This window comes from Cupriavidus sp. GW823-FHT07A04, from assembly GCF_058794615.1.
The window spans coordinates 147,218-170,669 of record NZ_JBXAHA010000002.1 but is presented as its reverse complement, the minus strand read 5'-3'; the positions used below and the strand labels follow the sequence as shown (position 1 = coordinate 170,669).

17 protein-coding genes are annotated in these 23,452 nt (G+C 66.8%); 8 read left to right on the top strand and 9 right to left on the bottom strand.

The annotated features are described in order from the left end of the window. Positions 1 to 3: 3 nt before the first annotated feature. Genes AC1Q7Q_RS04000 through AC1Q7Q_RS03990 form a run of 3 tightly spaced genes read right to left on the bottom strand, consistent with a single transcriptional unit; the run spans position 4 to position 5,237 of the window. Positions 4 to 2,805 carry an Hsp70 family protein gene (locus AC1Q7Q_RS04000; RefSeq protein ID WP_492370853.1) on the bottom strand — a complete coding sequence of 934 codons (2,802 nt, stop codon included), beginning with the start codon at positions 2,803 to 2,805 and terminating at the stop codon, positions 4 to 6. Between the two features lie 9 nt (positions 2,806 to 2,814). After that, a complete protein-coding gene (locus tag AC1Q7Q_RS03995; RefSeq protein WP_492370852.1) occupies positions 2,815 to 4,662 on the bottom strand; it encodes an Hsp70 family protein in 1,848 nt (615 codons plus the stop codon). Next, positions 4,659 to 5,237, bottom strand: a complete 579-nt coding sequence (locus tag AC1Q7Q_RS03990; RefSeq protein ID WP_492370851.1) for a DUF2760 domain-containing protein — start codon at positions 5,235 to 5,237, stop codon at positions 4,659 to 4,661. The genes AC1Q7Q_RS03995 and AC1Q7Q_RS03990 overlap by 4 nt, the downstream gene beginning before the upstream one ends. Before the next feature lie 335 nt (positions 5,238 to 5,572). On the opposite strand from AC1Q7Q_RS03990, the gene AC1Q7Q_RS03985 reads away from it, so the two are divergent. Both AC1Q7Q_RS03985 and AC1Q7Q_RS03980 read left to right on the top strand, forming a co-directional pair. Further along, a complete protein-coding gene (locus tag AC1Q7Q_RS03985) occupies positions 5,573 to 5,791 on the top strand; it encodes a hypothetical protein (protein WP_492370850.1) in 219 nt (72 codons plus the stop codon). Positions 5,792 to 6,077: 286 nt separating this feature from the next. Continuing rightward, positions 6,078 to 8,315, top strand: a complete 2,238-nt coding sequence (locus tag AC1Q7Q_RS03980) for an NADP-dependent isocitrate dehydrogenase (RefSeq protein WP_477132391.1) — start codon at positions 6,078 to 6,080, stop codon at positions 8,313 to 8,315. Positions 8,316 to 8,433: 118 nt separating this feature from the next. Here the strand turns inward: AC1Q7Q_RS03980 and AC1Q7Q_RS03975 are convergent, their stop codons facing one another. Next, positions 8,434 to 9,435: a Bug family tripartite tricarboxylate transporter substrate binding protein gene (locus tag AC1Q7Q_RS03975; protein WP_492370849.1), complete on the bottom strand. Its 1,002-nt coding sequence runs from the start codon at positions 9,433 to 9,435 to the stop codon at positions 8,434 to 8,436. A gap of 262 nt (positions 9,436 to 9,697) precedes the next feature. On the opposite strand from AC1Q7Q_RS03975, the gene AC1Q7Q_RS03970 reads away from it, so the two are divergent. From AC1Q7Q_RS03970 to AC1Q7Q_RS03955, 4 genes are all read left to right on the top strand, one after another. Beyond that, positions 9,698 to 10,216: a sigma-70 family RNA polymerase sigma factor gene (locus tag AC1Q7Q_RS03970; protein ID WP_492370848.1), complete on the top strand. Its 519-nt coding sequence runs from the start codon at positions 9,698 to 9,700 to the stop codon at positions 10,214 to 10,216. After that, complete coding sequence (locus tag AC1Q7Q_RS03965) at positions 10,216 to 11,262, top strand: FecR domain-containing protein (protein WP_492370847.1); 1,047 nt, start codon at positions 10,216 to 10,218, stop codon at positions 11,260 to 11,262. The genes AC1Q7Q_RS03970 and AC1Q7Q_RS03965 overlap by 1 nt, the downstream gene beginning before the upstream one ends. Positions 11,263 to 11,377: 115 nt before the next feature. Continuing rightward, positions 11,378 to 13,594 carry a TonB-dependent receptor gene (locus AC1Q7Q_RS03960; protein ID WP_492370846.1) on the top strand — a complete coding sequence of 739 codons (2,217 nt, stop codon included), beginning with the start codon at positions 11,378 to 11,380 and terminating at the stop codon, positions 13,592 to 13,594. 3 nt (positions 13,595 to 13,597) lie between these two features. Next, positions 13,598 to 16,054, top strand: coding sequence for a TonB-dependent siderophore receptor (locus AC1Q7Q_RS03955; protein ID WP_492370845.1), 2,457 nt, complete (start codon positions 13,598 to 13,600; stop codon positions 16,052 to 16,054). A 7-nt stretch (positions 16,055 to 16,061) separates the two neighbouring features. Here the strand turns inward: AC1Q7Q_RS03955 and AC1Q7Q_RS03950 are convergent, their stop codons facing one another. The 5 genes from AC1Q7Q_RS03950 to AC1Q7Q_RS03930 form a co-directional block, all read right to left on the bottom strand. Beyond that, the gene (locus AC1Q7Q_RS03950) at positions 16,062 to 16,394 is read right to left on the bottom strand and encodes a hypothetical protein (RefSeq protein ID WP_416052496.1); all 333 of its coding nucleotides are present in this window, start codon (positions 16,392 to 16,394) and stop codon (positions 16,062 to 16,064) included. Between the two features lie 268 nt (positions 16,395 to 16,662). Further along, positions 16,663 to 18,024 (bottom strand): GntP family permease, encoded by a 1,362-nt coding sequence (locus AC1Q7Q_RS03945; RefSeq protein ID WP_174423583.1) that lies wholly within the window; start codon positions 18,022 to 18,024, stop codon positions 16,663 to 16,665. 116 nt (positions 18,025 to 18,140) lie between these two features. Beyond that, a complete protein-coding gene (locus tag AC1Q7Q_RS03940; protein WP_006163400.1) occupies positions 18,141 to 18,533 on the bottom strand; it encodes a RidA family protein in 393 nt (130 codons plus the stop codon). Between the two features lie 40 nt (positions 18,534 to 18,573). Beyond that, positions 18,574 to 20,067: an N-acyl-D-amino-acid deacylase family protein gene (locus tag AC1Q7Q_RS03935; RefSeq protein WP_492370844.1), complete on the bottom strand. Its 1,494-nt coding sequence runs from the start codon at positions 20,065 to 20,067 to the stop codon at positions 18,574 to 18,576. A 2-nt stretch (positions 20,068 to 20,069) separates the two neighbouring features. Then, entirely contained in the window at positions 20,070 to 20,963 is an 894-nt protein-coding gene (locus AC1Q7Q_RS03930) for a MurR/RpiR family transcriptional regulator (RefSeq protein ID WP_150985497.1), read from the bottom strand. Between the two features lie 149 nt (positions 20,964 to 21,112). Between AC1Q7Q_RS03930 and AC1Q7Q_RS03925 the strand changes: the two genes are divergently transcribed. Further along, complete coding sequence (locus AC1Q7Q_RS03925; RefSeq protein WP_492370843.1) at positions 21,113 to 22,381, top strand: amino acid deaminase; 1,269 nt, start codon at positions 21,113 to 21,115, stop codon at positions 22,379 to 22,381. Between the two features lie 94 nt (positions 22,382 to 22,475). Continuing rightward, positions 22,476 to 23,411 carry a sugar kinase gene (locus tag AC1Q7Q_RS03920; RefSeq protein ID WP_492370842.1) on the top strand — a complete coding sequence of 312 codons (936 nt, stop codon included), beginning with the start codon at positions 22,476 to 22,478 and terminating at the stop codon, positions 23,409 to 23,411. The last annotated feature ends 41 nt before the right edge of the window (positions 23,412 to 23,452 follow it).

Here is a 23,452-nt window from a genome sequence, read left to right as displayed (position 1 = left end):
CACTCAGGCTACGATCAGCGTCAACCCCGCTGGCAGCGACTCGCCAAAGACCCGTCCTTCATCGGCCTCATCGAGTTCCACCGTTGTGCGCACCATGTCGATCCAGCTACGTGGCGCGTTGACGGCCTCGAGCCGGCTGACCACGCGCATGCGGATCTCCAGCGGCAGGTCCCGCGACCGGTCCCCCGTCATGCGGGCAATCTGCACGGCGGCGAAGGCGCCCGGCTCGACCTTCTTCCAGTCGAGCGCAAGAATCGCCTCCAGCCATTGCGAGCCAACCTCTGGCGGCACGACGCTGTGCGCGCTGCCGTAGAACGGCCGGCGCGCGCCGATGCGGCCCACGGCCCACCAGCTTTGAAGGTTCTCCGAGGGTTTCTTGAGCCGGGCGAGCAGCCACTCGGCGACTTCGATCTTGCGCTCGACAGGCACGCGTTCCAGCGATCCCGCGAGCCGCACCATGTCGGCGTAGCCGGCCTTGGCGGCGCCGGCGGGGCGCTTGTAGCGCGCCGTGCCGGGGGGCTGCAGGTAGAAGGCGATGTCGTCCAGCAAGCGCAACTGCGCGCTTTCGTCCAGGCCGCCGGCGGTGCGGCGCCACAGCGTCCACCATTCCGACCAGATCTGGCTCTCGTTGACGTACTGGATGCCCTGCTCGAACAACGACCAGAGCTGCCCGGCGCGCCACTCGTCCAGCGGGTAGCCGAACCCAGGCCGCATGCAATAGCCGGCAAGGTTGAGCCAGAGGCGTTCATGGTCTGCCGTGCGGCGGCGGCGGCGCGCGCGTTCCCACAACGTGCCGAACAGGGCGCGCAGCAGCGCGCTGTCCCATTGGTCGCGCGCGCCCAGCAGTTGCTCCAGTTGCGCGCGCAGCCGCTTGACTTCCTTGGGGCCAACGTCTTGCGAGCGGGCGCCAAAGGTACGGTCGATGCATTCGACGGCCTGGGCCAGGGAGGGATGCGGCGCGTGGGTCGCCGTGTCCGCCGCTGGGGCATCGCCGCGCAACTGGAACTCGAGCAGCCAGCGCTGCGAAGGATTGGCGATCTCGCTGCAGTGCACCTCCAGCGTGCCGACTTCGGTGAGCGATGTGGTGAGTTGCACCAGCGTGTCTCGCGCGTCGCTGGCGCCGCGCGGTTGCACCACGGTGGCGATCGGCGGCAGGCGGACGAAATCGCCGCTGGCGAGGTCGGCCAGTTCGCCCGGCTGATAGGGCGTGTCGGCGACGGAGGAGACCAGGTGGAAGCGTACCGGATGCCCGAGGCGCAGGGAGAAGGTGCGATCCTTGAGATGGATCTCCTGGCCGTCTTCGGTGCCGCGCGGCAACAGGCAAATGCCGCGCTGTGCCTGCGCGGCATCACCGTTGTCCAGCACGAGGAAATAGCTGCGCGGCGAGCCCCCGCCGATGCGCGGCGCATGCCCGGCGCGGGCAAGCGCGAACGCCACCGCGCCACGGGCGACCGCCACGTCGGGGTTGTCGTTGTGCAGCACATGCAAGGGCGCTCGGCGCCAGGCGCCAAGCGTGCTCGACAAACGCCCCGTCAGCGCCTCGGCGCGGAACACGCCGCCGTTGAGCAGCAAGGTGTCGGGCATCGGTGGCGCGTCGTCTGGCGCTTCTCTTGCATCCTGTGCGTTCGCGATGCGCGACTGGGCCGCGTGCTGGCCCAGGAAGGCCGCAACGTGCCGGGTGATCGCCGGGTCGGCCGCATAGGGCAGGCCAAATTCGACGATGCCGCCCCGTGAGCGCCCCGGTCTTTCGCCGGCCGAGACGGCTGGGAAAAACCCCTCGACAATGATCTGCTCGATCTCCTGCCGGGTGACTTCGACGGAGCGCGCGCCGCCGATCAGCCGGGAGCCCGAACCGAGCAGCGTGATCGTGACCGCCTCCGGCGCCTGCGCGCTGAGCAGTTGCTCCTTGGCGGCACGGCATCGCTCGACCAACTGCGACAGGCTGCCCGCCGACAAGCGCGAGTGCGCCGTGGCGATGCGCGACTCGACCAGATGCGCGAGGGCGAGGTCCATGTTGTCGCCGCCGAGCATCAGGTGATTGCCAACCCCGATCCGGGTCAATTGCGGCTGGCCGTCCTGCACCTCCACCTTGATCAGGGTCAGGTCGGTGGTACCGCCGCCGACATCGCAGATCAACACCAGCCGCGTTTGCGCCAGGTCGGCCGCTAGCGTTTCGCGATGATGGAACACCCAGTCGTAGAAGGCCGCCTGGGGCTCCTCCAGCATGCGCAGCGCGGGCAGTCCGGCCATGCGCGCGGCTTCCAGCGTGAGGGCGCGCGCGCCTTCATCGAACGAGGCGGGCACGGTGAGTACCACGTCCTGATCCTCGAGCCGGGCATTGGGGAAACGGTGGTTCCATGCCGCGCGCACATGCGCCAGGTAGCTGGCGCTGGCCGCCACCGGCGACACCTTGCCGACTTCGTCGGCGGCGCCCCACGGCAGGATCGGCGCCACGCGGTCGACTGACGCATGCGACAGCCAGCTTTTGGCGCTGGCGACCAGCCTGCCGGGCACTTGCGCGCCCAGCGTGCGCGCAAGGCGGCCCACCACGACATGGCCCGATGCGGCTCCATCGGCACCATCCGTCCCATTGGCAACTTGCCACGGCAACTGCAGATCGCTGGCATTCAGCTCCCCCGGCGCCGCGTGGTACCGCACGGACGGCAGGAGTGGCCGCGTGGCCACCTCTCCCAGGCTCACCAGTTGATCGATGTCGAAGACGCGGATGTCCTCCGACCCTGCCTCGCCATAGGCGACGACCGTGTTGCTCGTGCCCAGGTCAATGCCGACGCTATACCGCTTCATGCATGGCACTCAGGCATTCGCGTTGCCGCGCACGTCGAACTCGACCTTCCAGCGCTCGCCTGTGCCACGGGGCACGGCTTCCAGCTCCAGCGTGCCGGCCTCCGTGATGCGGGCATGCAGCTTCACCGGCACGACTTCGCCAGGCGTGCGGCCTTCGGGCGGCAGCGTGGCCTGGATTTCATCGAGCTCTTGCAGGTCTTCGGGCCCCCAGAAGTCGAGCAGGGTGCCTACCTGGTCCTGGCGGCGCACCGACGAGCCGAAGAAGCGGAAGTGCACGGGTTCGCCGACCACGAGCCCGAATTCCTGCTCCGGCAACGGCGCCTCGGTGCCTTCCTCCATGCCGAAGGGCGCCACGCACAGCGCCTGGATGGGCGGCTCGAAGCCCGGGATGGCGGGCATCGCCGATTCCACCGCAATGTAGTAGGCCCGCGCGGTGCCGCCGCGAATGCGCACGCCCTTGCCGCGGCGCACGTAGCCGTAGTAGGCGGCGCCACGCGCGACAGCCAGGTCCAGGTCGGCGCCCCCCAGCAGGCGCGCGGGGGCCGCGCCTTCCGCGGCGAGCCAGCCGTTGAGCGTCTGCAGGATGCGCTCGACCAGCAGGGCGGACTTGAACACGCCGCCGTTGAACAGCACCGCCGTGGGATGCAGGAAGGTCGCGCCCGGCGCCGCCTTGCCTGCCAGGCCTTCCATCTCGGCCAGCGCTGCCACCTGGCGGCCCAGGAACGCCGCCAGATGTCGTGTGATGGCCGGGTCCTGCGCGTACGGCAGGCCCAGTTGCGTCAGCCCGGCGCGTGCCCGGCTGACCGGGCGGGCAGAGCCATCCACCTGCGGGAAAAAGCCTTCCAGGATGATCTGGGTGAGCTCGGCGCGGGTCAGCTCCGTGCGGATCGAGCCGCCGATGAGCTTGGAGCCGCGGCTCGGCACGACCAGCGGCACCGCGTCCGTGGTTGGGTCGCTGAGCAGGGTTTCCTTGGCGCTGCGGCAGGCATAGGTGAGCGCGCGAAGTTGCCACGGGTCGGCCTGCGTGCCTTGGGCCGCGAGCTTGCGCGCCACCACGTGGGCCAGCGCCAGGTCCATGTTGTCGCCGCCCAGCAGGATGTGCTCGCCGACGGCGACGCGGTGCAGCTCCAGGTTGCCCTCGCGCTCGATCACGGCGATCAGCGAAAGATCGGTGGTGCCACCACCCACGTCGACGACCAGGATGATGTCGCCCACCTTGACCTCTTTGCGCCACTGGCCGCCGCTCTTCTGAATCCAGCTATAGAGCGCGGCCTGAGGCTCCTCCAGCAGGGTCATGCGGGCATAGCCCGCGGATTCGGCGGCTTCTGCCGTCAGTTCCCGCGCGGCCGGATCGAACGACGCGGGAATGGTGACGGTGATGTCCTGCTCACCGAACGGGGCGTCGGGATGCGCGTGGTCCCACGCTTCGCGCAGGTGCGAGAGATAGCGCACGGAAGTCTCGAGCGGCGACACGCGCGGCACTTCCGCCGGCGCGTCGTTCGGCAGGATCGCCGCGCGGCGGTCTACCCCGGGGTGGCAAAGCCAGCTCTTCGCGCTCGATACCAGCCGGATCGGCGTGGCCGCGCCACGGCTGCGCGCCAGCTCGCCCACGGCGAAGTCCCGCGCGGCGTTCCACGGCAAGGCCAGGTCGCCCGGAGCCAGCTCGCTCGGATGCGGCAGGTACAAGAACGACGGCAGCAGGTCGCAATCTTCGATCGCGCCTGGTGCGGTGAGCTGTGTGATGGGCAGGACGCCCTGGGTGGTCTTCTCGCCGTCACTGGCGGTGAGGTCGACGTAGGAGAGGGCGCAATGCGTCGTGCCCAGGTCGATGCCGATCGAGTAGCGGGGGTCGCTCATAGCTCGACCTCGGCCGGGGCGATCACGGTGGCGTCATGGCGCTCGGCCAGCCGGGGCAGGCGGACTTCCGCCACGCGCCAGCCACGGTGGCTGATGCTGCCGTTGAACGGCGCGCTGCCGACCACGTTGCCGGTCAGCCGGATGGCGGTGGCATCGAACCCGTCGGGCACCGTTACGCGGCTGCCCTCGGCTTCCTCGCGCACCGGCCGGATGGTGAAATGCTCGCGCAGCACGGCGCGGCAACCGTCATGCACCAGCCGGGCGGCGGCACCGATTTCCGTGTCGGAATAGCCGGCGATGTCTTCCTCGACAAAATCGATGAAGCGCGCGTCGCGCTGGAGCAGGCCCAGCAGCTGGAGCGCGGCCTCGGGGCTCGCTTCTTTCAGCGCGCTCGGGGCCGGTGCCGCGGCCATGGGGGCAGGAACGGGTGCAGCGGGCGCTGGACTTGCGCCAGGCCCCGTGCCGTCACGCAGGCGCCGCACGCCCGCGGCAAGCTCGCGGTCGCCCAGGATGTTGAAAAACGTGCCCACGGCAAGGGAAATCCTGCCTAGGAAAGACATGTTCGAGTCGGTCATCAATGGCTCCAGATGTGCTCTGTTGAAGGACGAGCTGTCCCCTGGCGATGCTGTACTGGGCCCGCCCTGCCGTAGCGCAGGCGCTTGCCGGCAGGCAACGGCGTGGTGCGCGCAGTGGCGGGCTCGCCCGTCAGCATCTTGTTCTTCGGGCCCGGCCGGGCCGCTCAAGGCGGTATTTTGCCCTAAGGCGCCCATGATCCGGCCAATGCGGCCCACAAAGCGCCAAGACTCTCACCATGCTGCCCGCCATGACTCGCCCTTACGCAGGGCGCCGGAGTAGCCTTTAATAGAGCAAAATAGAACAAATGCCCGTCACGATCTGCATTGGAGCTGGGATGAAAGCGCTTTCCACCAAAGAACGGACGCGCAGGCGCCCGTCCGACAGGGTACTGAACGTTCTCGCGGCGCTCGTGGGCCTGGTTACGCTCGCGGCCGGCATCGCCTGGCTTATCTACAAGTGGCGCGTAGATCTCGAAGTTCCGTACTTTGCCATTCCGCTGGTGCTGACGGTCCCCGTGATCGCTGCCGCCGCATTCCGCAGTTTTTGGGACTAGCGCAGCGGTTTTGTGCATGTTAGCTGGCTTTAAGCGCAGTTAAGCCCGTTGGCCCGCCAGATGTGCGCGGCGTGGGGGCAAATGCCGGCGCGCTGTCCGCCCCTGCACGCGCCACGCAGCGCTAGCCTTGCCCCCACGCAGAACTTGCGTTTTGCGATTGCGAAGCAAAAACCCCGTGCGGTTCAGACCCCCCTGGAGAAAATTCAGGCAAAATTCGGGCATTCCTGCCGGGCTGTGACCCAGCCGGTGGCGTTCTCCAACCTATTTCTTGATCCTGAGATAAGCAATGAGTACCCAGCAACCCACCATCATCTACACGCTGACCGACGAAGCTCCGCTGCTGGCGACCAGTGCCTTTTTGCCCATCATCCGCACCTTCACCGCCCCGGCCGGCATCAACGTGACGACCAGCGACATCTCGGTGGCGGGCCGTATCCTGGGCGAATTCCCCGAATTCCTGACCGAGGCACAACGCGTGCCCGACAACCTGGCCGAACTGGGCCGACTGACCCTGCAGCCGGACACCAACATCATCAAGCTGCCCAACATCAGCGCCTCCGTGCACCAGCTGGTCAGCGCGATCAAGGAACTGCAGGCCAAGGGCTACAAGGTTCCCGATTTCCCGGAAGACCCGAAGACCGATGCCGAGAAGGCCATCCGCCAACGCTATTCGAAGTGCCTGGGCAGCGCCGTGAACCCGGTCCTGCGCGAAGGCAACTCGGACCGCCGCGCGCCGGCTGCCGTCAAGAACTACGCACGCAAGAACCCGCACAGCATGGGTGAGTGGAGCATGGCTTCGCGCACGCACGTGGCGCACATGAAGCACGGCGACTTCTATCATGGCGAAAAGTCCATGACCCTGGACCGCGCCCGCGATGTCAAGATGGAGCTGGTCACCAAGAGCGGCAAGACCATCGTGCTCAAGCCGAAGGTGTCGCTGCTGGACGGCGAGATCATCGACAGCATGTTCATGAGCAAGAAGGCGCTGTGCGACTTCTACGAAGAACAGATGGAAGACGCGCGCAAGACCGGCGTGATGCTGTCGCTGCACGTGAAGGCCACCATGATGAAGGTCTCGCACCCCATCGTGTTCGGCCACGCCGTGAAGATTTTCTACAAGGAAGCCTTCGAGAAGCACAGCAAGCTGTTCGACGAACTGGGCGTGAACGTCAACAACGGCCTGGTCAACCTGTACGACAAGCTGGAAAGCCTGCCGAGCTCCAAGCGCGAAGAAATCATCCGCGACATGCACGCTTGCCACGAACACCGTCCCGAGCTGGCGATGGTGGATTCGGCCAAGGGCATCTCCAACCTGCACGCGCCCAACGACGTGATCGTGGACGCCTCGATGCCGGCCATGATCCGCATTGGCGGCAAGATGTGGGGCGCCGATGGCCGTCCGAAGGACACCAAGGCCGTGATCCCGGAGAGCACGTTTGCCCGCATCTACCAGGAAATCATCAACTTCTGCAAGACCAACGGCAACTTCGACCCGGTCACCATGGGCACCGTGCCCAACGTCGGCCTGATGGCGCAGCAAGCCGAGGAGTACGGCTCGCACGACAAGACCTTTGAAGTGCCCGAGGCCGGCGAAGCCCGCATCGTTGACATCGCCACCGGCGAAGTGCTGCTGGTGCAGAACGTGGAAGAGGGCGACATCTGGCGCATGTGCCAGGTCAAGGACGCACCGATCCGCGACTGGGTCAAGCTGGCCGTCACGCGCGCGCGCAACTCCGGCATGCCGGCCATTTTCTGGCTGGACCCGTACCGCCCGCACGAAGCCGAGATGATCAAGAAGGTCGAGACCTACCTGAAGGATCACGACACCACCGGCCTGGACATCCAGATCATGTCGCAAGTGCGCGCCATGCGTTACACGCTGGAACGCGTCATCCGCGGCCTGGACACCATCTCGGTGACCGGCAACATCCTGCGCGACTACCTGACCGACCTGTTCCCGATCATGGAACTGGGCACCAGCGCCAAGATGCTCTCCATCGTCCCGCTGATGGCCGGCGGCGGCATGTATGAAACCGGCGCGGGCGGCTCGGCGCCTAAGCACGTCAAGCAACTGGTGGAAGAAAACCACCTGCGCTGGGATTCGCTGGGTGAATTCCTGGCGCTGGCGGTGTCGCTGGAAGAACTCGGCATCAAGACCAGCAACGAAAAGGCCAAGATCCTGGCCAAGACGCTGGACGCCGCCACTGGCAAGCTGCTGGACAACAACAAGAACCCGTCGCCCAAGACCGGCCAGCTGGACAACCGCGGCAGCCAGTTCTACCTGGCCATGTACTGGGCCCAGGAACTGGCGGCACAGACCGACGATGCTGCCCTGGCAGCGCAGTTCGCGCCGCTGGCCAAGCAACTGACCGACAACGAGCAGGTCATCGTTGGCGAGCTGTCGGCCGTGCAAGGCAAGGAAGCCGATATCGGCGGCTACTACAAGCCCGACTTTGCCAAGCTGGACATCGTGATGCGCCCCAGCAAGACGCTGAACGCCGCGCTGGCAGCCGTCAAGGCGTAATCGATGCAAGCCTGGCCGCCCTGTCACGCAGGGCGGCCGCCGGCGGCAGCCACGCGTTGGGCAAGGCGAGCCGCCATGGGAGCCCCGGATACCTGGTAACAGGTACCCGGGGCTTCTGCTATTCGAGCTTCACCCTGCCGTCCTTTGCGAGTCGACGATATTGCGTTATCTCGCCCTGCACGCGCCGGCGGAAATCCTCCGCGTTGCCGCGCATGACCCAGATCGACTGCCGCTGGAAGACTGCCTCCACGGAAGGGTCCAGAAGCACCCCCTGCAATTCCTTTTCCAGCCGCTCCACCACCGCTTGCGGCGTGGCGCGCGGCGCGGCAATGCCGAACCAGAATGCATTGCCGGGCATGGCGATGCCGAGTTCGGCAAAGGTTGGCACGCCCGGATACTGCGGGGAGCGCGCCCCGGCACTGATCGCCAGCGGGCGCAACTTGCCAGACTCGAGGTAAGGCTGGGCAACGGCGATGGGGTCGAGGCTCAGGTCGATCTGCCCGCCAATGACGTCGGCGAGGATCTGCGTGCTGCCGCGATATGACACGGGCGTGATGTCCGCATGCAGGTCGGCCTCGATCATGGCGCCCACAATGTACTGCGCGGTGCCCGGGCCGGTGGTGCCGTAGGTGACGGTGCCCGGTTGGGCGCTTGCACGCGCCAGCATGTCCGCGAACGACTTGATGCCGGAGTCCGATCGGGTGGTGAGCATGACCGGCGCCTGCGCGATGATGCCGATCGGCGCCCAGGCGCCTTCCGCCGGGATGGGCAGGCTGGTGCGCAGCGCGGGGAGCATGCTGAACGTGGTGGAACTGGCGAGTAGCAGCGTGTATCCGTCGGCGGGCGCCTTGGCGACCAGCTCCGCCGCGATCATCGTGGAGGCACCCGGCCGGTTGTCGACTACCACGGGCTGGCCCAGTCGGGTGCGCAGCTTATCGGCAATGACACGGGCAATGATGTCGGTGGTGCCGCCCGCCGTGAAAGGGACCACGAGGTGCACGGTCCGCTGTGGGAATGCTTCGGGGGCGGTCTGTGTCTGCGGGCTGGGCACCGAGGCGGCCACCAGCAGCGAAGTGGTGACCAGCCGGCGCAACGGGTCTAAGGAAAAAAGCAGGTCCATGGGCAGGTCAACTGGCGTCGGGTAGTAGCACCTGCAGGCTGGCGTGAGCAGATAAAAACACGTTAAGCATCAAAGAATGGCGGGTATGTCGGGACTAGATGGCTTTGCCGGGCTATCGCGTCGATTCTACGTCAGATGCTGCGTTGCAATATGTGCGTCTGGCTGTGCCGTTGGTTGCACTAATCATTTTCCGTGCCATACAATGCGAACCATTCTCATTTAAGTTTGGCCGTGCCAGACACTTCACTACGCAAGGGAAGCGATGGCCGCCGCAGAATCCGCGTTACAGCAGTCACAGCAGCATGTCCATGCCCTCTACAGCGATCACCATCGCTGGCTGCAGGGCTGGCTGCGGCGTCAGCTTGGCAACGCGTTTGACGCCGCCGACCTGGCACAGGATGTGTTTCTCCGCTTGCTTCATCGCGAGCCGTGCGATATCAGGGAACCGCGCACCTACCTGAGCACGATCGCGCGCGGCCTTGTCATCGAGCACTGGCGCCGCCGGGAGCTGGAGCTGGCCTGGCTGGAGACGCTGGCGCAACTGCCCGCGCCGCAGGCGCCGTCGCCCGAGAGCCGGCTGCTTTTCCTGGAAACCCTCATCGCCATCGACCGCATCCTGGATGCGCTGAAGCCGCAGGTGCGCAAAGCATTCCTGTGGGCCCAGCTCGAAGGGCTGACCTGCCGGCAGATCGCGGAGCGCCTCGGCGTGTCGCTGGCTACCGCCGAGCGCTATGTCGCGGCGGCGCTGCGCCATTGCTACAGCTTGCGTTTCGGTGGCTGATGCCCGTGCGTGATCCAGCCAGGCCAGGCGAGCCGACGGCTACGGCCGGGCCGCAACCCCCGATCCCCGCGCGCATCGTCGACCAGGCCATCCATTGGATGGTCAAGCTCGACTTCGGCGAGGCCAGCGCCAGCACGCGCAAGGCATTCGCCCAATGGCACGACGCCAACCCGCTGCACGCGGTTGCCTGGCAACGCGTGCAGGCACTGCGCACCGATTTCTCCGGCATGCCGCCGGCACTGGCGCTGCGTACCCTGCAAGCTGCCGACGCCCGGCGTGGCGTGGGCGGGCTAAAGCGCAGGCAGGTGCTCAAGGTGCTGGCATTGGCCGGCATCTCGGTGGCCACGGCGGCAAGCGTGCGCGAACTGGCGCCATGGCAGCGCCTGGTCGCCGACGCGAGCACGGCCACCGGCGAGCAGCGCACCCTGCGCCTGGCCGATGGCAGCACCATCGTGCTCAACACCGATACCGCCATCAGTACCGCGCTGGGCACTGAGCGCCGTTTGGTCACGCTGCGGCGCGGGGAGATCCTGGTGACCACGGGACATGATGATGGCTTCGCGGCCAGCAGCGCAGCGGTGCGGCCGTTCTGGGTACAGACGCCGTTCGGCAGCCTGCGTGCGTTGGGCACGCGCTTTGTGGTGCGCATCGAGGACGAACGCGCCCGCGTTACCGTGCAGGAGGGCGCCGTGGAACTGCACCCGGCTGCGGGCGGGGCGACCGACGTAGCGCGTGCGGGGACGACCTGGCGGCTCGCCAAGGCCGGCAGCATGCCGGCGCCGCCGCAGCCGTTCGAGGCGGACGGCTGGGCCGATGGCGTCATCGCGGGCAAGGACATGCGGCTGGCGGACGTGCTGGCCGAGCTGTCGCGCTACCGCACCGGCCACATCGCCTGCGATCCGCGCGTGGCCGATTTGCGTATCTCGGGCGCGTATCACGTGCGCGACACCGATCGGGTGCTGCGCTTCCTGATGCAGGCGCAGCCGATCACCGTGGTCTATCGCACGCGCTTCTGGGTTTCGGTTGGCCCGGCGGGAGGGCATTGACTCCATGCCAGGCGTGTCCGAAAAAATATGTCAGGAAGATTGAGGGGATTTCGATTCTCGACCGGCCTACAGCGTAGGAACTCAAATTAAACAAACGCTGCCGGAGAAAGGAATCATGTCTGCAACTCGTTATGCCACTGTCATCGCCGCTGCGCGCCCACCCCGACCCAAGCCGTTTGCGCTCGCCGTGCACCACGCTATGGTCTGCCTTGCCATGGGCGCAACAGTGGCGCCGTTTGCCGTGAGGGCACAATCGCAGGCAGGCCCCGCGGACGCCGCGCCGACCCTGCCGGCGGTAACCGTCACCGCCGGCGCCGAGACGCCGGGTGAGCTTGCGCAACCCTACGCGGGCGGCCAGGTGGCGCGCGGTGGCCGCCTGGGGCTGCTGGGCAACAAGAGCGTCATGGACACGCCGTTCGCCGTCACCAACTACACCGCGCAGCGCCTGGAGGACCAACAGGCCACCACGCTGGCCGAAGTACTGAACAGCGATCCGTCCACGCGCTTCACGGGCCAGGTTGGCGGCGTGACCGACTCTTTCTATATTCGCGGCTTCCCGATCAATGAGGGCAACCTGTCCGAGATCGCATTCGACGGCGTGTACGGCGTGTCGCCGAACTACCATCTGTTTACCGAGTACCTGGAGCGGGTCGAAGTGCTGAAGGGGCCGGCCGCCTTGCTGTACGGCATGTCGCCGAACAGCGGTGTCGGCGGCGTGGTCAATGTCGTGCCCAAGCGCGCGCTGGCGACGGACCTGACGCGTTTCACGCTCGACTATGCGTCCGACGCGCAGGTGGGCGGCGCGGTGGACCTGAGCCGCCGTTTCGGCGAAGACCGAGAGTGGGGCATTCGCTTCAACGGCCTGCACCGGCAGGGACCGACGGCGCTCGACAACCAGAAGTCACGCGCCGAGGTGGCGGCACTGTCGCTCGACTACCGCGGCGAGCGCCTGCGGGCCTCGCTCGACCTGATCGAGCAATACCAGTGGGTCGATGCTCCCACGCGTCCCTTCCTGATCACAGCCGGCGTGCAGGTGCCGTCGGCGCCGGACGGCAGGCGCAATGTCAGCCAGCCCTGGGGCTGGTGGAAGTCCAACGATGTGTCGACGCTGCTGCACGCGGAATACGACCTCACCGACAACGTGACGGTGTTTGCCGATGCCGGCGGTACCCGCTCGGACGTGGCGCGCTTGTCCGACCAGACGCCAACCATCCTGAATTCGGCCGGCGCGACTTCGTCGGCCGTGCAGAACTGGAAGTTCCAGGTCAACCGCTCGAGCTTCGATACCGGTGTCAGGAGCAAGTTCGAGACCGGGCCGGTCAAGCACGCGCTGGCGCTGCAGGCCAACCTGTATATGGACCGTTTCGCCAGCGCCAACGTGTCCGGCACGCCTGTCACATCCAATATTTACGCCCCGGCCGACCGCCCGGCGCAGAACATTGCCGCCCCGCAAAGCGTGCCGAAGGTGTCCGACTCCACGCTGTCGGGCCTGTCGCTGGCCGATACCTTGAGCGTGCTGGACGACCGCCTGCAGTTCACCCTTGGCCTGCGCTACCAGCAGGTCAAGTCGAGCAACTATGCTGCCACCGGCGCGAAGACAGCTTCGTACGACGAAAGCGCCATCACGCCGCTGGCCGGCATCGTCTTCAAGCCCTGGCGCAACATCTCGCTCTATGCCAACTACGTGGAAGGGCTGAGCAAGGGAGACATCGCGCCGGCGACCGCGTCGAATGCGGGGCAGGTCTTTGCGCCGTACAAGACCAAGCAGCAGGAGGTGGGCATCAAGCTCGACTCGGGCAAGGTGATGGCGACGCTCGCCGCGTTCCGCATGACCAAGCCCAGCGGCCAGTTGTACGGGACGGTCTATGCCATCGACAGCGAGCAACGCAACCAGGGGCTGGAGCTGACCGTATCGGGGCAGCCCTACAAGGGCGTGCGCCTGCTCGGCGGGCTGACCTTGCTTGACGGCGAGCTGACCAAGACCAACAGCGCAGCCACACTTGGCAACCGCCCCGTGGGCGTGCCTACCGTCATGGCCAACCTCGGCGGCGAGTGGGACCTGCCGTGGGTTCCGGGCCTGACGCTGACCAGCGCGGTCAACTACACGGGCAGCGAGTACGTCAACCAGGCGAACACGCAGCAGGTGCCGTCGTGGACAACCGTCGATCTCGGCGCGCGCTACAAGACATCGATGTACGGCAAGTCCACGACGTTCCGGGCCGGTTTGTTCAATGCGTTCAACCGGAAGTACTGGTCCGGGGTGGCATCCTACGGCACGATCTCGCTCGGCGCGCCGCGGACCTTCATGGCTTCCATGAGCGTGGATTTCTAAGCATTGGCCGCACGACGCCTCGCGCTTTGCAGCGCCTTCGCTTGTCTGGCCCTGGGTTTGGGCATTGCGCCGGATGCGGTGCTCGCGCAGGCGAGCCCGGTGGTAAGCCCGGTGGTAAGCCCGGTGGTAAGCCTGATGGCGAGCACGGGCCAGGCGCGGATGTTCGTCATCGCGCCCGGCCCGCTTTACGCGGTCCTCAATCGCTTTGCCAGTGTCGGCGGCATCGATCTTTCCTATGATGCTGCACTGCTCGGCAGCGCCCAAAGCCCGGGACTGAATGGCCTCTATACCGTGCCGGACGGGTTGAGGGCGCTGTTGGCGGGCAGCGGCCTGGAAGCGGTGGAAGTGCCGGGAGGCGGGTACGCATTGCGCAAGGCACAGGCGGTCTCCGGCGCCCAGGCCGCGCCGTTGCTGCCCACGGTCACGATCTTCGGGGCGGCAGCGGCTGCGAGCGAGCTGCCCCCGGCTCTCGCCGGCGAGCAGGTCGCGCGCGGCGCGAGGCTTGGGCTGCTGGGCAATATCGACATCATGGACGCGCCGTTCAGCATCACCAGCTACACCGCAAAGGCGATCGAGGACCAGCAGGCGCGCACGGTGGGCGATATGGTGGCCGTTGATTCGTCCGTGCGCTATGTCAGCCAGCCTGGCGGCATCCTGGACGCCTTCACGATCCGCGGCTTTCCCGTTGGCAATGGCAACTTCGGCGAGATCGCCTTCGACGGCATGTACGGCGTGGCCTCCAACTATCGGGTATCGACCGGCTACATCGAACGGGTCGAACTGATCAAGGGCCCGACCGCCATGCTGATCGGCATGGCGCCCAGCGGCAGTGTCGGCGGTGGCATCAATATCGTGCCCAAGCGGGCGACCGGTCCCGACCTGACCCAGGTCACGGCCGACTATGCCGCGTCATCGCAGCTGGGCGGCAACCTTGACGTAAGCCGGCGGTTTGGCGCGCAGCGGCAGTTCGGCATTCGCTTCAATGGCAACTATCGGTCGGGCGACACCAACCTGGACAACCAGTCGCGCCGCGCCGGTGCCGGCGCGCTGGCACTGGACTACCAGGGCGAGCGCCTGCGCGCGACGCTGGATTTCATTGGCCAGCAGGAGAGGATCGCAGCGCCATCGCGCCTCTTGCATATCGCGTCCGGCATCAACGTACCCGATGCGCCCAACGGGCGGCGCAATGTCTCGCAACCCTGGGAACACTCCAGCATCCGCGACCAGTCCCTGCTGGTGCGGGCGGAGTATGACATCGGCGACAAGCTCACCTGGTTCATTGCCGGCGGCGGCGGCCGTACCCGGGTGGCCAGGCTCTTTGCCATCACGCCCACCATCATCAACGAGGCCGGCGATATTGCCGTGCTGGACTCGAACTACCGGTTCAACGTAGCCCGCACCACCGCGGACACGGGCCTGCGCGCCCGCTTCGACACCGGGGCGGTGAGCCATCACCTGAGCATGCTCGTGAGCGACTATCGGGACCAGCTGGAGCGCAGCTTCAACAACGCCACGACCACCTCGCTGACCAACCTCTACCAGCCCGTGTCGCTGCCGGTGCAGTACATCGCGGCGCCCGCCGGCGTGCCGAAGGTCTCCCAGACGCGGCTGTCCGGCGCGGCCCTGGCCGATACGCTGTCGGTGCTGGACAAGCGCGTGCAGCTGACGCTGGGGCTGCGCCATCAGCAGGTCACGACCGACAATTTCAGCGCCGGCGGCGCCATCGCTTCGCACTACGACCAGGGCGCCTGGACGCCAATGCTCGGTCTGGTGGTGAAGCCCTGGCAACACGTCACGCTGTATGCCAACCGCGCGGAAGGGTTGAGCAAGGGCGACACTGCCCCCGGCAGCGCCAGCAATGCTGGCGAGGTATTCGCGCCTTACAAGTCAAGGCAGCTTGAGTTCGGCGTGAAGGTCGAGCAGGGCGGGATGATGGCGACCGTCAGCGCATTCCAGATATCGAAGGCAAGCGGTCAGATGTCCGGGACGCTGTTCGCGGCGGACGGCGAGCAGCGCAATCGCGGGCTGGAGTTCGGGCTAGTTGGTGAGGTGGTGGCCGGAGTGCGGCTGCTGGCCAGCGCTACCGTGCTCGATGCCAGGATTGTTCGCGGCAGTAGCCCCGAGTCGGCCGGCAACGCGGCTGTAGGTGCGCCGACGCTGCAAGCCAACCTGGGCGCCGAATGGGATGCCGGCTTCGCGCCAGGCCTGACGCTGGCCGGTGCGCTGGCCTACACGGGACGGCAATATGTCGACCAGGCCAATACGCAAAGTATCCCGCACTGGACCCGCGTCGACATCGGTGCGCGCTACCAGACTACCGTGGCGCGCAAGCAAACCACCTTCCGCCTCAATGTCCGCAATGTCTTTGACAAGCATGACTGGGCGGCGGTTGACGCCTACGGCGGGCTGGCGCAAGCCGAGCCGCGCACGCTGCTGCTTTCGGCAACGATGCGCTTCTGAGGCAGTTCTACTTGGTGGTGGTGGATTCCGCGGCGCGCTTGTCGGCATCGCGCAGGCGCTTGACGGCTTTGCCCAGCAGCCCGCCTTCGCTATCCGATACGGCTTCTTCCAGCGTGGCAAGAGCGGCCCTGATCTGCGTGCCGTGGGCGTTCGAGTACGCCTGGTCTTCGATCAGCGCGTCGGCTTCCTTGCGCACGCGCTTGCCCAGCTTGCGGGCGAACTCGGGATCGAGCTGGCCTTGCGCCGTGGCATTGGCGATGTGGTCGAGCAGGGCGATCAGGCCCGGCGCGGTCGTGGTGGCCGGGACAGCGTCCTCGGTTTTCCTGAGTTTCTTGGGCATGGCTCTTTTCCTCCGGTTGGGGCTCGATTCTAGCGCTAGGGGGAAACCCGGACCTGCTTCCCAGTATGAAAGATTTGTGACACCTTGTCAGCGCGACGGGTGATGCCCGGTCTATGGCAGCGGCAGGAAAAACGCAGGGCGCCGATGATTTGCTGCGGTGCACACAATAGCACATTGCCGGCAGCATAAAAAAGGGAGGGACACCGCATGTGCCTCCTCCCTTTCGGCGGGCGCCGTGCGGGCACCCGGTCTGAGCCTGCCCGGATGGTCAGACTACCGTGGCAAGCGCCAGGGTCAGAAGCAGGGCGATCACCGAGATGAGCGTTTCGCACACCGACCAGGTCTTGAAGGTCTGGGCCACGGTCATGTTGAAGTACTCCTTGACCAGCCAGAAGCCACCGTCGTTTACGTGCGACAGGATCAGCGAGCCGGCGCCGGTGGTCAGCACCAGCAGCTCGGGCCGGGTGCCCGGCACGCTGGCGGCGATCGGCGCGACGATGCCGGCAGCCGTGGTCATGGCCACGGTGGCGGAGCCGGTGGCGATCCGGATCAGCACGGCGACCAGCCAGCCCAGCAGCAGCACCGACACATGGGCGCCGGTGGCTACGTCGACGATGGCGTTGGAGATGCCCGAGTCGCGCAGCACGCGGCCAAAGCCGCCGCCCGCGCCGACCACCAGCGTGATGATGGCGGTGGGCGCCACGCACTCGTTGGTGAACTTCAGGATGTTTTCCCGGGTGAAGCCGCGGCGCTTGCCGAAGGTGTAGAAGCTCACCAGCGCGGCGATCAGCAGCGCGATCACCGAGTTGCCGATCAGCTTGAGGAAGTCGTTGGCAAAGCTCTTGGGCGTGGTGATGAGGTCGGCCCAGCTGCCGATCAGCATCAGGATCACGGGCAGCAGGATGGTGAACAGCGTGATGCCGAAGCCCGGCAGCTCATGCGAGGCCTGCACGCGTTCGTCTTCCTCGGTGAACTGCGCGGCCAGCGGATTCACATCCGGCAGCGTCACGTAGCGCGTCATCAGCTTGGCGAACAGCGGTCCAGCGATCGCCGCCGTGGGAATGCCCACGATCAGCGCGTACAGGATGGTCTTGCCGATATCCGCCTTGTAGGCAGTCACCGCCAGCAGCGCGGCGGGGTGCGGGGGGATCAGGCCGTGCACCACCGAAAGGCCGGCCACCATCGGGATGCCCACCAGCACCATGGAGGTGCCGGTACGCTTGGCCACGTTGAAGGCGATCGGCACCAGCAGCACGAAGCCCACTTCGAAGAACACGGGCAGGCCGACGATAAAGGCGATGGTCACCATGGCCCAGTGCACGTTCTTCTCGCCGAAGGCGTCGATCAGCGTGCGCGCGATGCGCTCGGCGCCGCCGGACTCCGCCATCATCTTGCCGAGCATGGTGCCCAGACCCACCACCAGCGCGATATGGCCGAGCGTGCCACCTACGCCGGCCTCGAACGATTTGACGATGTCGCCCATCGGCATGCCCACGGCAAAGCCGAGCAGTACCGAGACGACTACCAGGGTGATAAAGGGATTGAGCTTGAATTTCGCGATCAGCACGACCAGTGCGATCACCGCGATCAACGCGTAAAGCAAAAGGGTGGTTCCGGTTACGGCGCCCATGTTGTCTCCTTTGTGCGAGGTCCGCCGGGACTCCGGCGGGGCTCCCTCGCGTCCGCTATGAAAAGGGCCGCGCTGTCGGCGGCCGGTTCAGGTCTTCGTGGCTGGCTGGCCCGGGATCAGGCAGCCGGCTTCTTGTAGGCGATGCAGTCCACTTCGACCTTGCAGTCCACCACCATGCTCGATTGCACGCAGGCGCGCGCGGGCGGGTTGGCGCCGAAGTATTCCTTGAAGATCTTGTTGAACGACGCGAAGTCGCGGGCATCGTCCAGCCACACGCCGCAGCGCACGATGTGCTCGGTGCCGTAGCCGGCTTCGGCCAGGATGGCCAGTACGTTCTTGATGGCCTGGTGGGTCTGCGCAACGATGCCGCCGTCGATCACCTCGCCGGCCACCATCGGCACCTGGCCGGACACGTAGAGCCAGCCGTCGGCTTGCACGGCACGGGAAAACGGCATGTGCTGGCCGCCGGTGCCGGCGCCGCCCTCGACGCCAAATCGTTTGATATCCATGGGGACTCCTGAAGCAGATTGCAAATTGGGAAATAGGTGGTTACTGTGCCGGCGCCGCGCTGGCCCCGGCAGGCTTTGTGCGCGCGAGGAAGCGGCCGGCCCGCGCGCCGGTGGGCTTGCGCTGCTGCCACGACAGCTCGCCGTTGACCCACACGCAAGCGATGCCCTCGGCGGGCTGCATGGGATCGGTGAAGCTGGCCGCGTCGCGGATGGTGGCGGCGTCGAACAGGACCAGGTCGGCCCAGTAGCCTTCGCGCACCAGGCCGCGCCCGGCCAGGCCGAAGCGCTCGGCCGACAGGCCCGTCATCTTGTTGATCGCGACCGTCAGCGGGAACAGTTCGCGGTCACGGGCGTAGTGGCCCAGCACGCGAGGAAAGGCGCCCCACAGGCGCGGATGCGGCAGCGGATCGTTGGGCAGGCCATCGGATCCCACCACCGTGGCGGGATGGCTCAGGATGCGGTCCACGTCCGCGTCTTCCATGCAGTGATAGACCGCGCCGGCGGGTTGCAGGCGGCGCGCGGCGTCTTCGAGCCCTAGCTCCCACTCGGCGGCGATATCGGCCAGCAGGCGCCCGCCCATCTCGGGGTGCGGCTCGGACCAGGTCACCATGATGTCGAAATCGCTGGTGACCTGCTTCAGGTCGAGCGTGGAGGAGCTGGCGGTGTAGGGATAGCAATCGCAGCCCACCGGCTGCCAGCGTTGCGCGCGCTCCAGCGCATCCAGCACTTCCCCGCTGCGTCCCCAGTTGTCCAGGCCAGCACACTTCATATGTGAGATCACCACCGGCACGCGCGCATGGCGCCCGATGCGGAAGGCTTCATCCATCGCCTCAAGGATGTCGGCGAACTCGCTGCGCAGGTGGGTGGCATAGAGCGCGCCCGCGTGCGCCAGCGGCTCGGCCAGCGCCAGCACTTCGTCCGTGGTGGCGGCAAAGGCGTTGGCATAAGCCAGGCCGGTGGACAGGCCAATGGCGCCATGGTCGAGCGCTTCTTGCAGCTGTGCGCGCATCGCCGCGATCTCGGCCGGGGTGGCGGTGCGGTCCAGCCGGTCCATATGGTTGCTGCGCAGCGCCGTATGGCCGACCAGCGCGGCTACGTTCACCGCGGGGCGGGCAGCCTGCACGGCCGCGGCATAGGCGGCGAAGTCCGGATAGCAGAAGGCGTCGGCGGTGCCCAGCAGGTTCATCGGGTCGGGCGGCTCGCCGCGCAGCGTGACGGGCGCCGCGCTGATGCCGCAGTTGCCCACGATCACAGTGGTGACGCCTTGCGATAGCTTGGGGGTCATCTCGGGCTGGCGAACCACGTTGGTGTCGTCGTGCGTATGCACGTCGATAAAGCCTGGCGCGAGCACCAGGCCGGCGCCTTGCACCACATGCGCGGCGCTGCCGGGGTCGATGGCATCGCCGCCGTCTTCCAGCATGGCAATGCGCGCGATGCGCCCTGCGCGCAGCGCCACGTCGGCTGCGCGCGCCTCGGCGCCGGAGCCGTCGAGCAGGGTGACGCCGCGGATGAGGGTATCGAACAGTTCAGGCATGGTCAGTCTCCGAGCGGCTGGCGGCTATCGGTGGCGCCAGTGCCGCGGTGCGCGTCGAGCACGTACTTGAGCCGGCGCAGGTTGTCCTGGCTCTGGTCTTGCTGCAGCAGGGCGAGCTGGGTCGCTAGCACGTCCATGACCAGCAGCATCGCGTAGCGCGAGGCCGAGGGCTTGAAAATAAAATCCGTTTCCAGCGTGCGCACCGGCAGCAGCACGTCCGCGCGCGCCGCCAGCGGTGAGCCCAGCGCGGTCACGGCCACCAGTTTCGCGCCGTATTCGCGGGCGATATCGCAACTGGCCAGCATCTCGGGCACGTTGCCCGTGGCAGAGAACGCAAGCACGACATCGTCCTTGTGCAAGGTGGCTGCCACCATCTTCTGCAGCAGCGCGTCCTGGTAGCTGGCAACCGGACGGCCCAGGCGGGCCAGCCGGTAACGCGCTTCGTCGGCCATGAAGGACGAGCCGCCACCCATGCCAAAAGCGTAGACCATGCGCGCCTCCAGCAACAGGCGCGCCGCACGCTCCATATGGTCGGGATCGATCAGCTTGCGATTGACCTCAAGAGAGTCCAGGATATCCGCATGAATGCTGTCGGCCAGCGTGGCAGGGGACGGCTCCGCCGCGCGGGCGACCTCCGCCTGCAGGAAACGCTGGCCCACGGCCGTGGCTTGCGCCAGGCGCAACTTGAGGTCGCGCACGTCGCGGCAGCCGATGGCCTTGGCAAAACGGGTCACGCTGGCTTCGCTCACCCCGGCCTGCCGCGCCAGCTCGTTGATGCTGGTGGCGGCGGCGCCCGCCAGGTCCTGCAGGATCACCTGGGCGACCTTCTGCTCGGCCAGGCGCAACGTGGGGCCACGCTCGGCGATGCGGGTCAGGATGTCGAAGGGCGCGGACATGGTTGGCGGGTCAATGGTGGGGGCGAGCCGTCCCGGGTGCGCAATGTCGCCTCGGAGCCAGCTTTGAATGTTACTTTATAACAAGGGTGAAATATCGTAATTTCAAGGCTATCATTACGTCAATCGGAATTTTGCAGGATGATGACAGCATGCGTGAAATAAAGTACCAAGCCGGCACGATCGATCCGCTCAACAAGGCGCTGGGCAAGCTCGATGCCCCGCTGGCGCCCGATGCAGCCGGCCAGGTGGGCTGGCAATTGCTGGCGGAAGACCTCAGCCTGCCAGCCGCTGTGCTGTATGAAGAGCGCCTTGCGCATAACCTGGAATGGATGCGCCGCTTCATGGGTGAGTATGGTGTGCAGTTGGCGCCGCATGGCAAGACCACCATGGCGCCCAAGCTGTTCGCGCGCCAGCTGGCCGCCGGCGCCTGGGGCATCACGCTGGCCACCGCGCACCAGACTGCCGCCGCGTACGCGCACGGCGTGCGGCGCGTCTTGATGGCCAACCAGCTGGTGGGCCGGCGCAACATGGAAATCGTGGCCGACCTGCTGCGCGATCCGGATTTCGAGTTCTTTACGCTGGTGGATTCGGCGGCGCTGGTGGACCAGCTGGGCACGTACTTCAGCGCACGCGGCCAGAAGCTGCAGGTACTGCTGGAACTGGGCGTGCCAGGCGGGCGCACTGGCGTGCGCGGTGCGCAGCAGCAAGAAGCGGTGCTGGCGGCGCTGGCGCGCTGGCCCGGCGTTCTGTCGCTGGCCGGTGTGGAAATCTACGAGGGCGTGCTCCAGGAAGAGGCCGATATCCGCGACTTCCTGCGGCGCACCGTGGCGGTGACGCGCGAGCTGTTCGCGGCCGGCCGCTTCGGCCGCAGCCCGGTGGTGATGTCCGGCGCGGGCTCGGCCTGGTACGACGTGGTGGCGGAGGAGTTCGCCCGCACCGATATCGGCGCGCCGATCGACATCGTGCTGCGCCCGGGCTGCTACCTCACGCACGACGTGGGCATCTACCGCGCCGCGCAAAAACGGATTCTGGCCAGCAACCCGGTCGCGCAGAAGATGCGCGAGGGCCTGTTGCCGGCCTTGCAGTTGTGGGCCTATGTGCAGTCGATTCCCGAGCCGGAGCGCGCCATCATCGGCATGGGCAAGCGCGACGCCGCCTTCGATGCGGGCATGCCGATCCCGGCGCAGGTCTACCGGCCCGGTGCAAGCGCGCCGGTGGCGGTGCCCGCGCATTGGGAGGTGACGGGCATGATGGACCAGCACGCCTATCTGGCGATCCGCCCCGGCGACGATGTCCAGGTTGGAGACATGGTGGCCTTTGATATTTCCCATCCCTGTCTTACCTTCGACAAGTGGCGCCACATTCCGGTGCTCGACGGCGACCTGCGCGTGATCGATCTTGTGCAGACGTTCTTCTGAACGGCCGCACGCAGCAGCAAAGACAGCCATAACGGTAACGATAGCAACAACAGCAACAACAGCAACGACAGCGACAACAGGGGACGCTTGCACCATGAGCATCGACATTCTCGCCTTCGGCGAAGCGCTGGTTGAGTTCAACCAGCAGCCCGACGATCCCGCGCGCTACCTGCAGGGCTTTGGCGGCGACACTTCCAATTTCTGCATCGCCGCGGCGCGCCAGGGCGCCCGCGCCGGCTATATCAGCGCGGTGGGCGAGGACACCTTCGGCGAGCGGCTGCTGGCGCTGTGGACGCAGGAGCGGGTGGATACCCGCCACGTGCGCATCGACGCGGGCTCGCCCACGGGCGTGTACTTCGTCACCCACGACGCGCACGGGCACCGTTTCGACTACTTGCGCAGCGGCTCGGCGGCCAGCCACTACAGCCACGAGAACCTGCCGCACCACGCCATTGCCGAAGCGCGCTACCTGCATGTGTCAGGCATCAGCCTGGCCATCAGCACCAGTGCCTGCGATGCCGGACTGGCGGCAATGGAGCATGCGCGCAAGGCCGGTTGCCAGGTCACGCTCGACACCAACCTGCGCCTGCGCCTGTGGACCCTGGCGCGCGCGCGCGGCATCATGCGCGAGGCCTTCGCGCTGACCGATGTGTGCCTGCCGAGCTGGGACGACATCACCGTGCTGACGGGCCTCGATGACCGCGACGCCATCGTCGACTACCTGCTGGGCTGCGGCATCGGGCTGGTCGCGCTCAAGCTGGGCGAGGAGGGCGCGTACGTGGCCACGCCCGAGGCGCGCACGCTGGTGCCGCCGTACGCGGTGCACCCGGTGGATGCTACCGGGGCCGGCGATTGCTTCGGCGGCAGCTTTGTCGCGCGCCTAGCCGCCGGCGACGATCCGTTCGACGCCGCGCGCTACGCCAATGTGGCGGCCGCGCTGTCCACCACCGGCTATGGCGCCGTGGCGCCTATCCCATCCACCGAAACCGTGCTGGCGCGAATGGCGCAGTCGGTTTCCGTGATCGCCTGATTCTCAAGCCCTCAAGCCCTCAAGCCCTCAAGCCCTCAAGC

Coding starts and splice junctions, on each gene's coding strand:
- AC1Q7Q_RS04000 (WP_492370853.1), bottom strand. CDS start 2,805: ATGAAGCGGTATAGCGTCGGCATTGACCTGGGCACGAGCAACACGGTC.
- AC1Q7Q_RS03995 (WP_492370852.1), bottom strand. CDS start 4,662: ATGAGCGACCCCCGCTACTCGATCGGCATCGACCTGGGCACGACGCAT.
- AC1Q7Q_RS03990 (WP_492370851.1), bottom strand. CDS start 5,237: ATGACCGACTCGAACATGTCTTTCCTAGGCAGGATTTCCCTTGCCGTG.
- AC1Q7Q_RS03985 (WP_492370850.1), top strand. CDS start 5,573: ATGAAAGCGCTTTCCACCAAAGAACGGACGCGCAGGCGCCCGTCCGAC.
- AC1Q7Q_RS03980 (WP_477132391.1), top strand. CDS start 6,078: ATGAGTACCCAGCAACCCACCATCATCTACACGCTGACCGACGAAGCT.
- AC1Q7Q_RS03975 (WP_492370849.1), bottom strand. CDS start 9,435: ATGGACCTGCTTTTTTCCTTAGACCCGTTGCGCCGGCTGGTCACCACT.
- AC1Q7Q_RS03970 (WP_492370848.1), top strand. CDS start 9,698: ATGGCCGCCGCAGAATCCGCGTTACAGCAGTCACAGCAGCATGTCCAT.
- AC1Q7Q_RS03965 (WP_492370847.1), top strand. CDS start 10,216: ATGCCCGTGCGTGATCCAGCCAGGCCAGGCGAGCCGACGGCTACGGCC.
- AC1Q7Q_RS03960 (WP_492370846.1), top strand. CDS start 11,378: ATGTCTGCAACTCGTTATGCCACTGTCATCGCCGCTGCGCGCCCACCC.
- AC1Q7Q_RS03950 (WP_416052496.1), bottom strand. CDS start 16,394: ATGCCCAAGAAACTCAGGAAAACCGAGGACGCTGTCCCGGCCACCACG.
- AC1Q7Q_RS03945 (WP_174423583.1), bottom strand. CDS start 18,024: ATGGGCGCCGTAACCGGAACCACCCTTTTGCTTTACGCGTTGATCGCG.
- AC1Q7Q_RS03940 (WP_006163400.1), bottom strand. CDS start 18,533: ATGGATATCAAACGATTTGGCGTCGAGGGCGGCGCCGGCACCGGCGGC.
- AC1Q7Q_RS03935 (WP_492370844.1), bottom strand. CDS start 20,067: ATGCCTGAACTGTTCGATACCCTCATCCGCGGCGTCACCCTGCTCGAC.
- AC1Q7Q_RS03930 (WP_150985497.1), bottom strand. CDS start 20,963: ATGTCCGCGCCCTTCGACATCCTGACCCGCATCGCCGAGCGTGGCCCC.
- AC1Q7Q_RS03925 (WP_492370843.1), top strand. CDS start 21,113: ATGCGTGAAATAAAGTACCAAGCCGGCACGATCGATCCGCTCAACAAG.
- AC1Q7Q_RS03920 (WP_492370842.1), top strand. CDS start 22,476: ATGAGCATCGACATTCTCGCCTTCGGCGAAGCGCTGGTTGAGTTCAAC.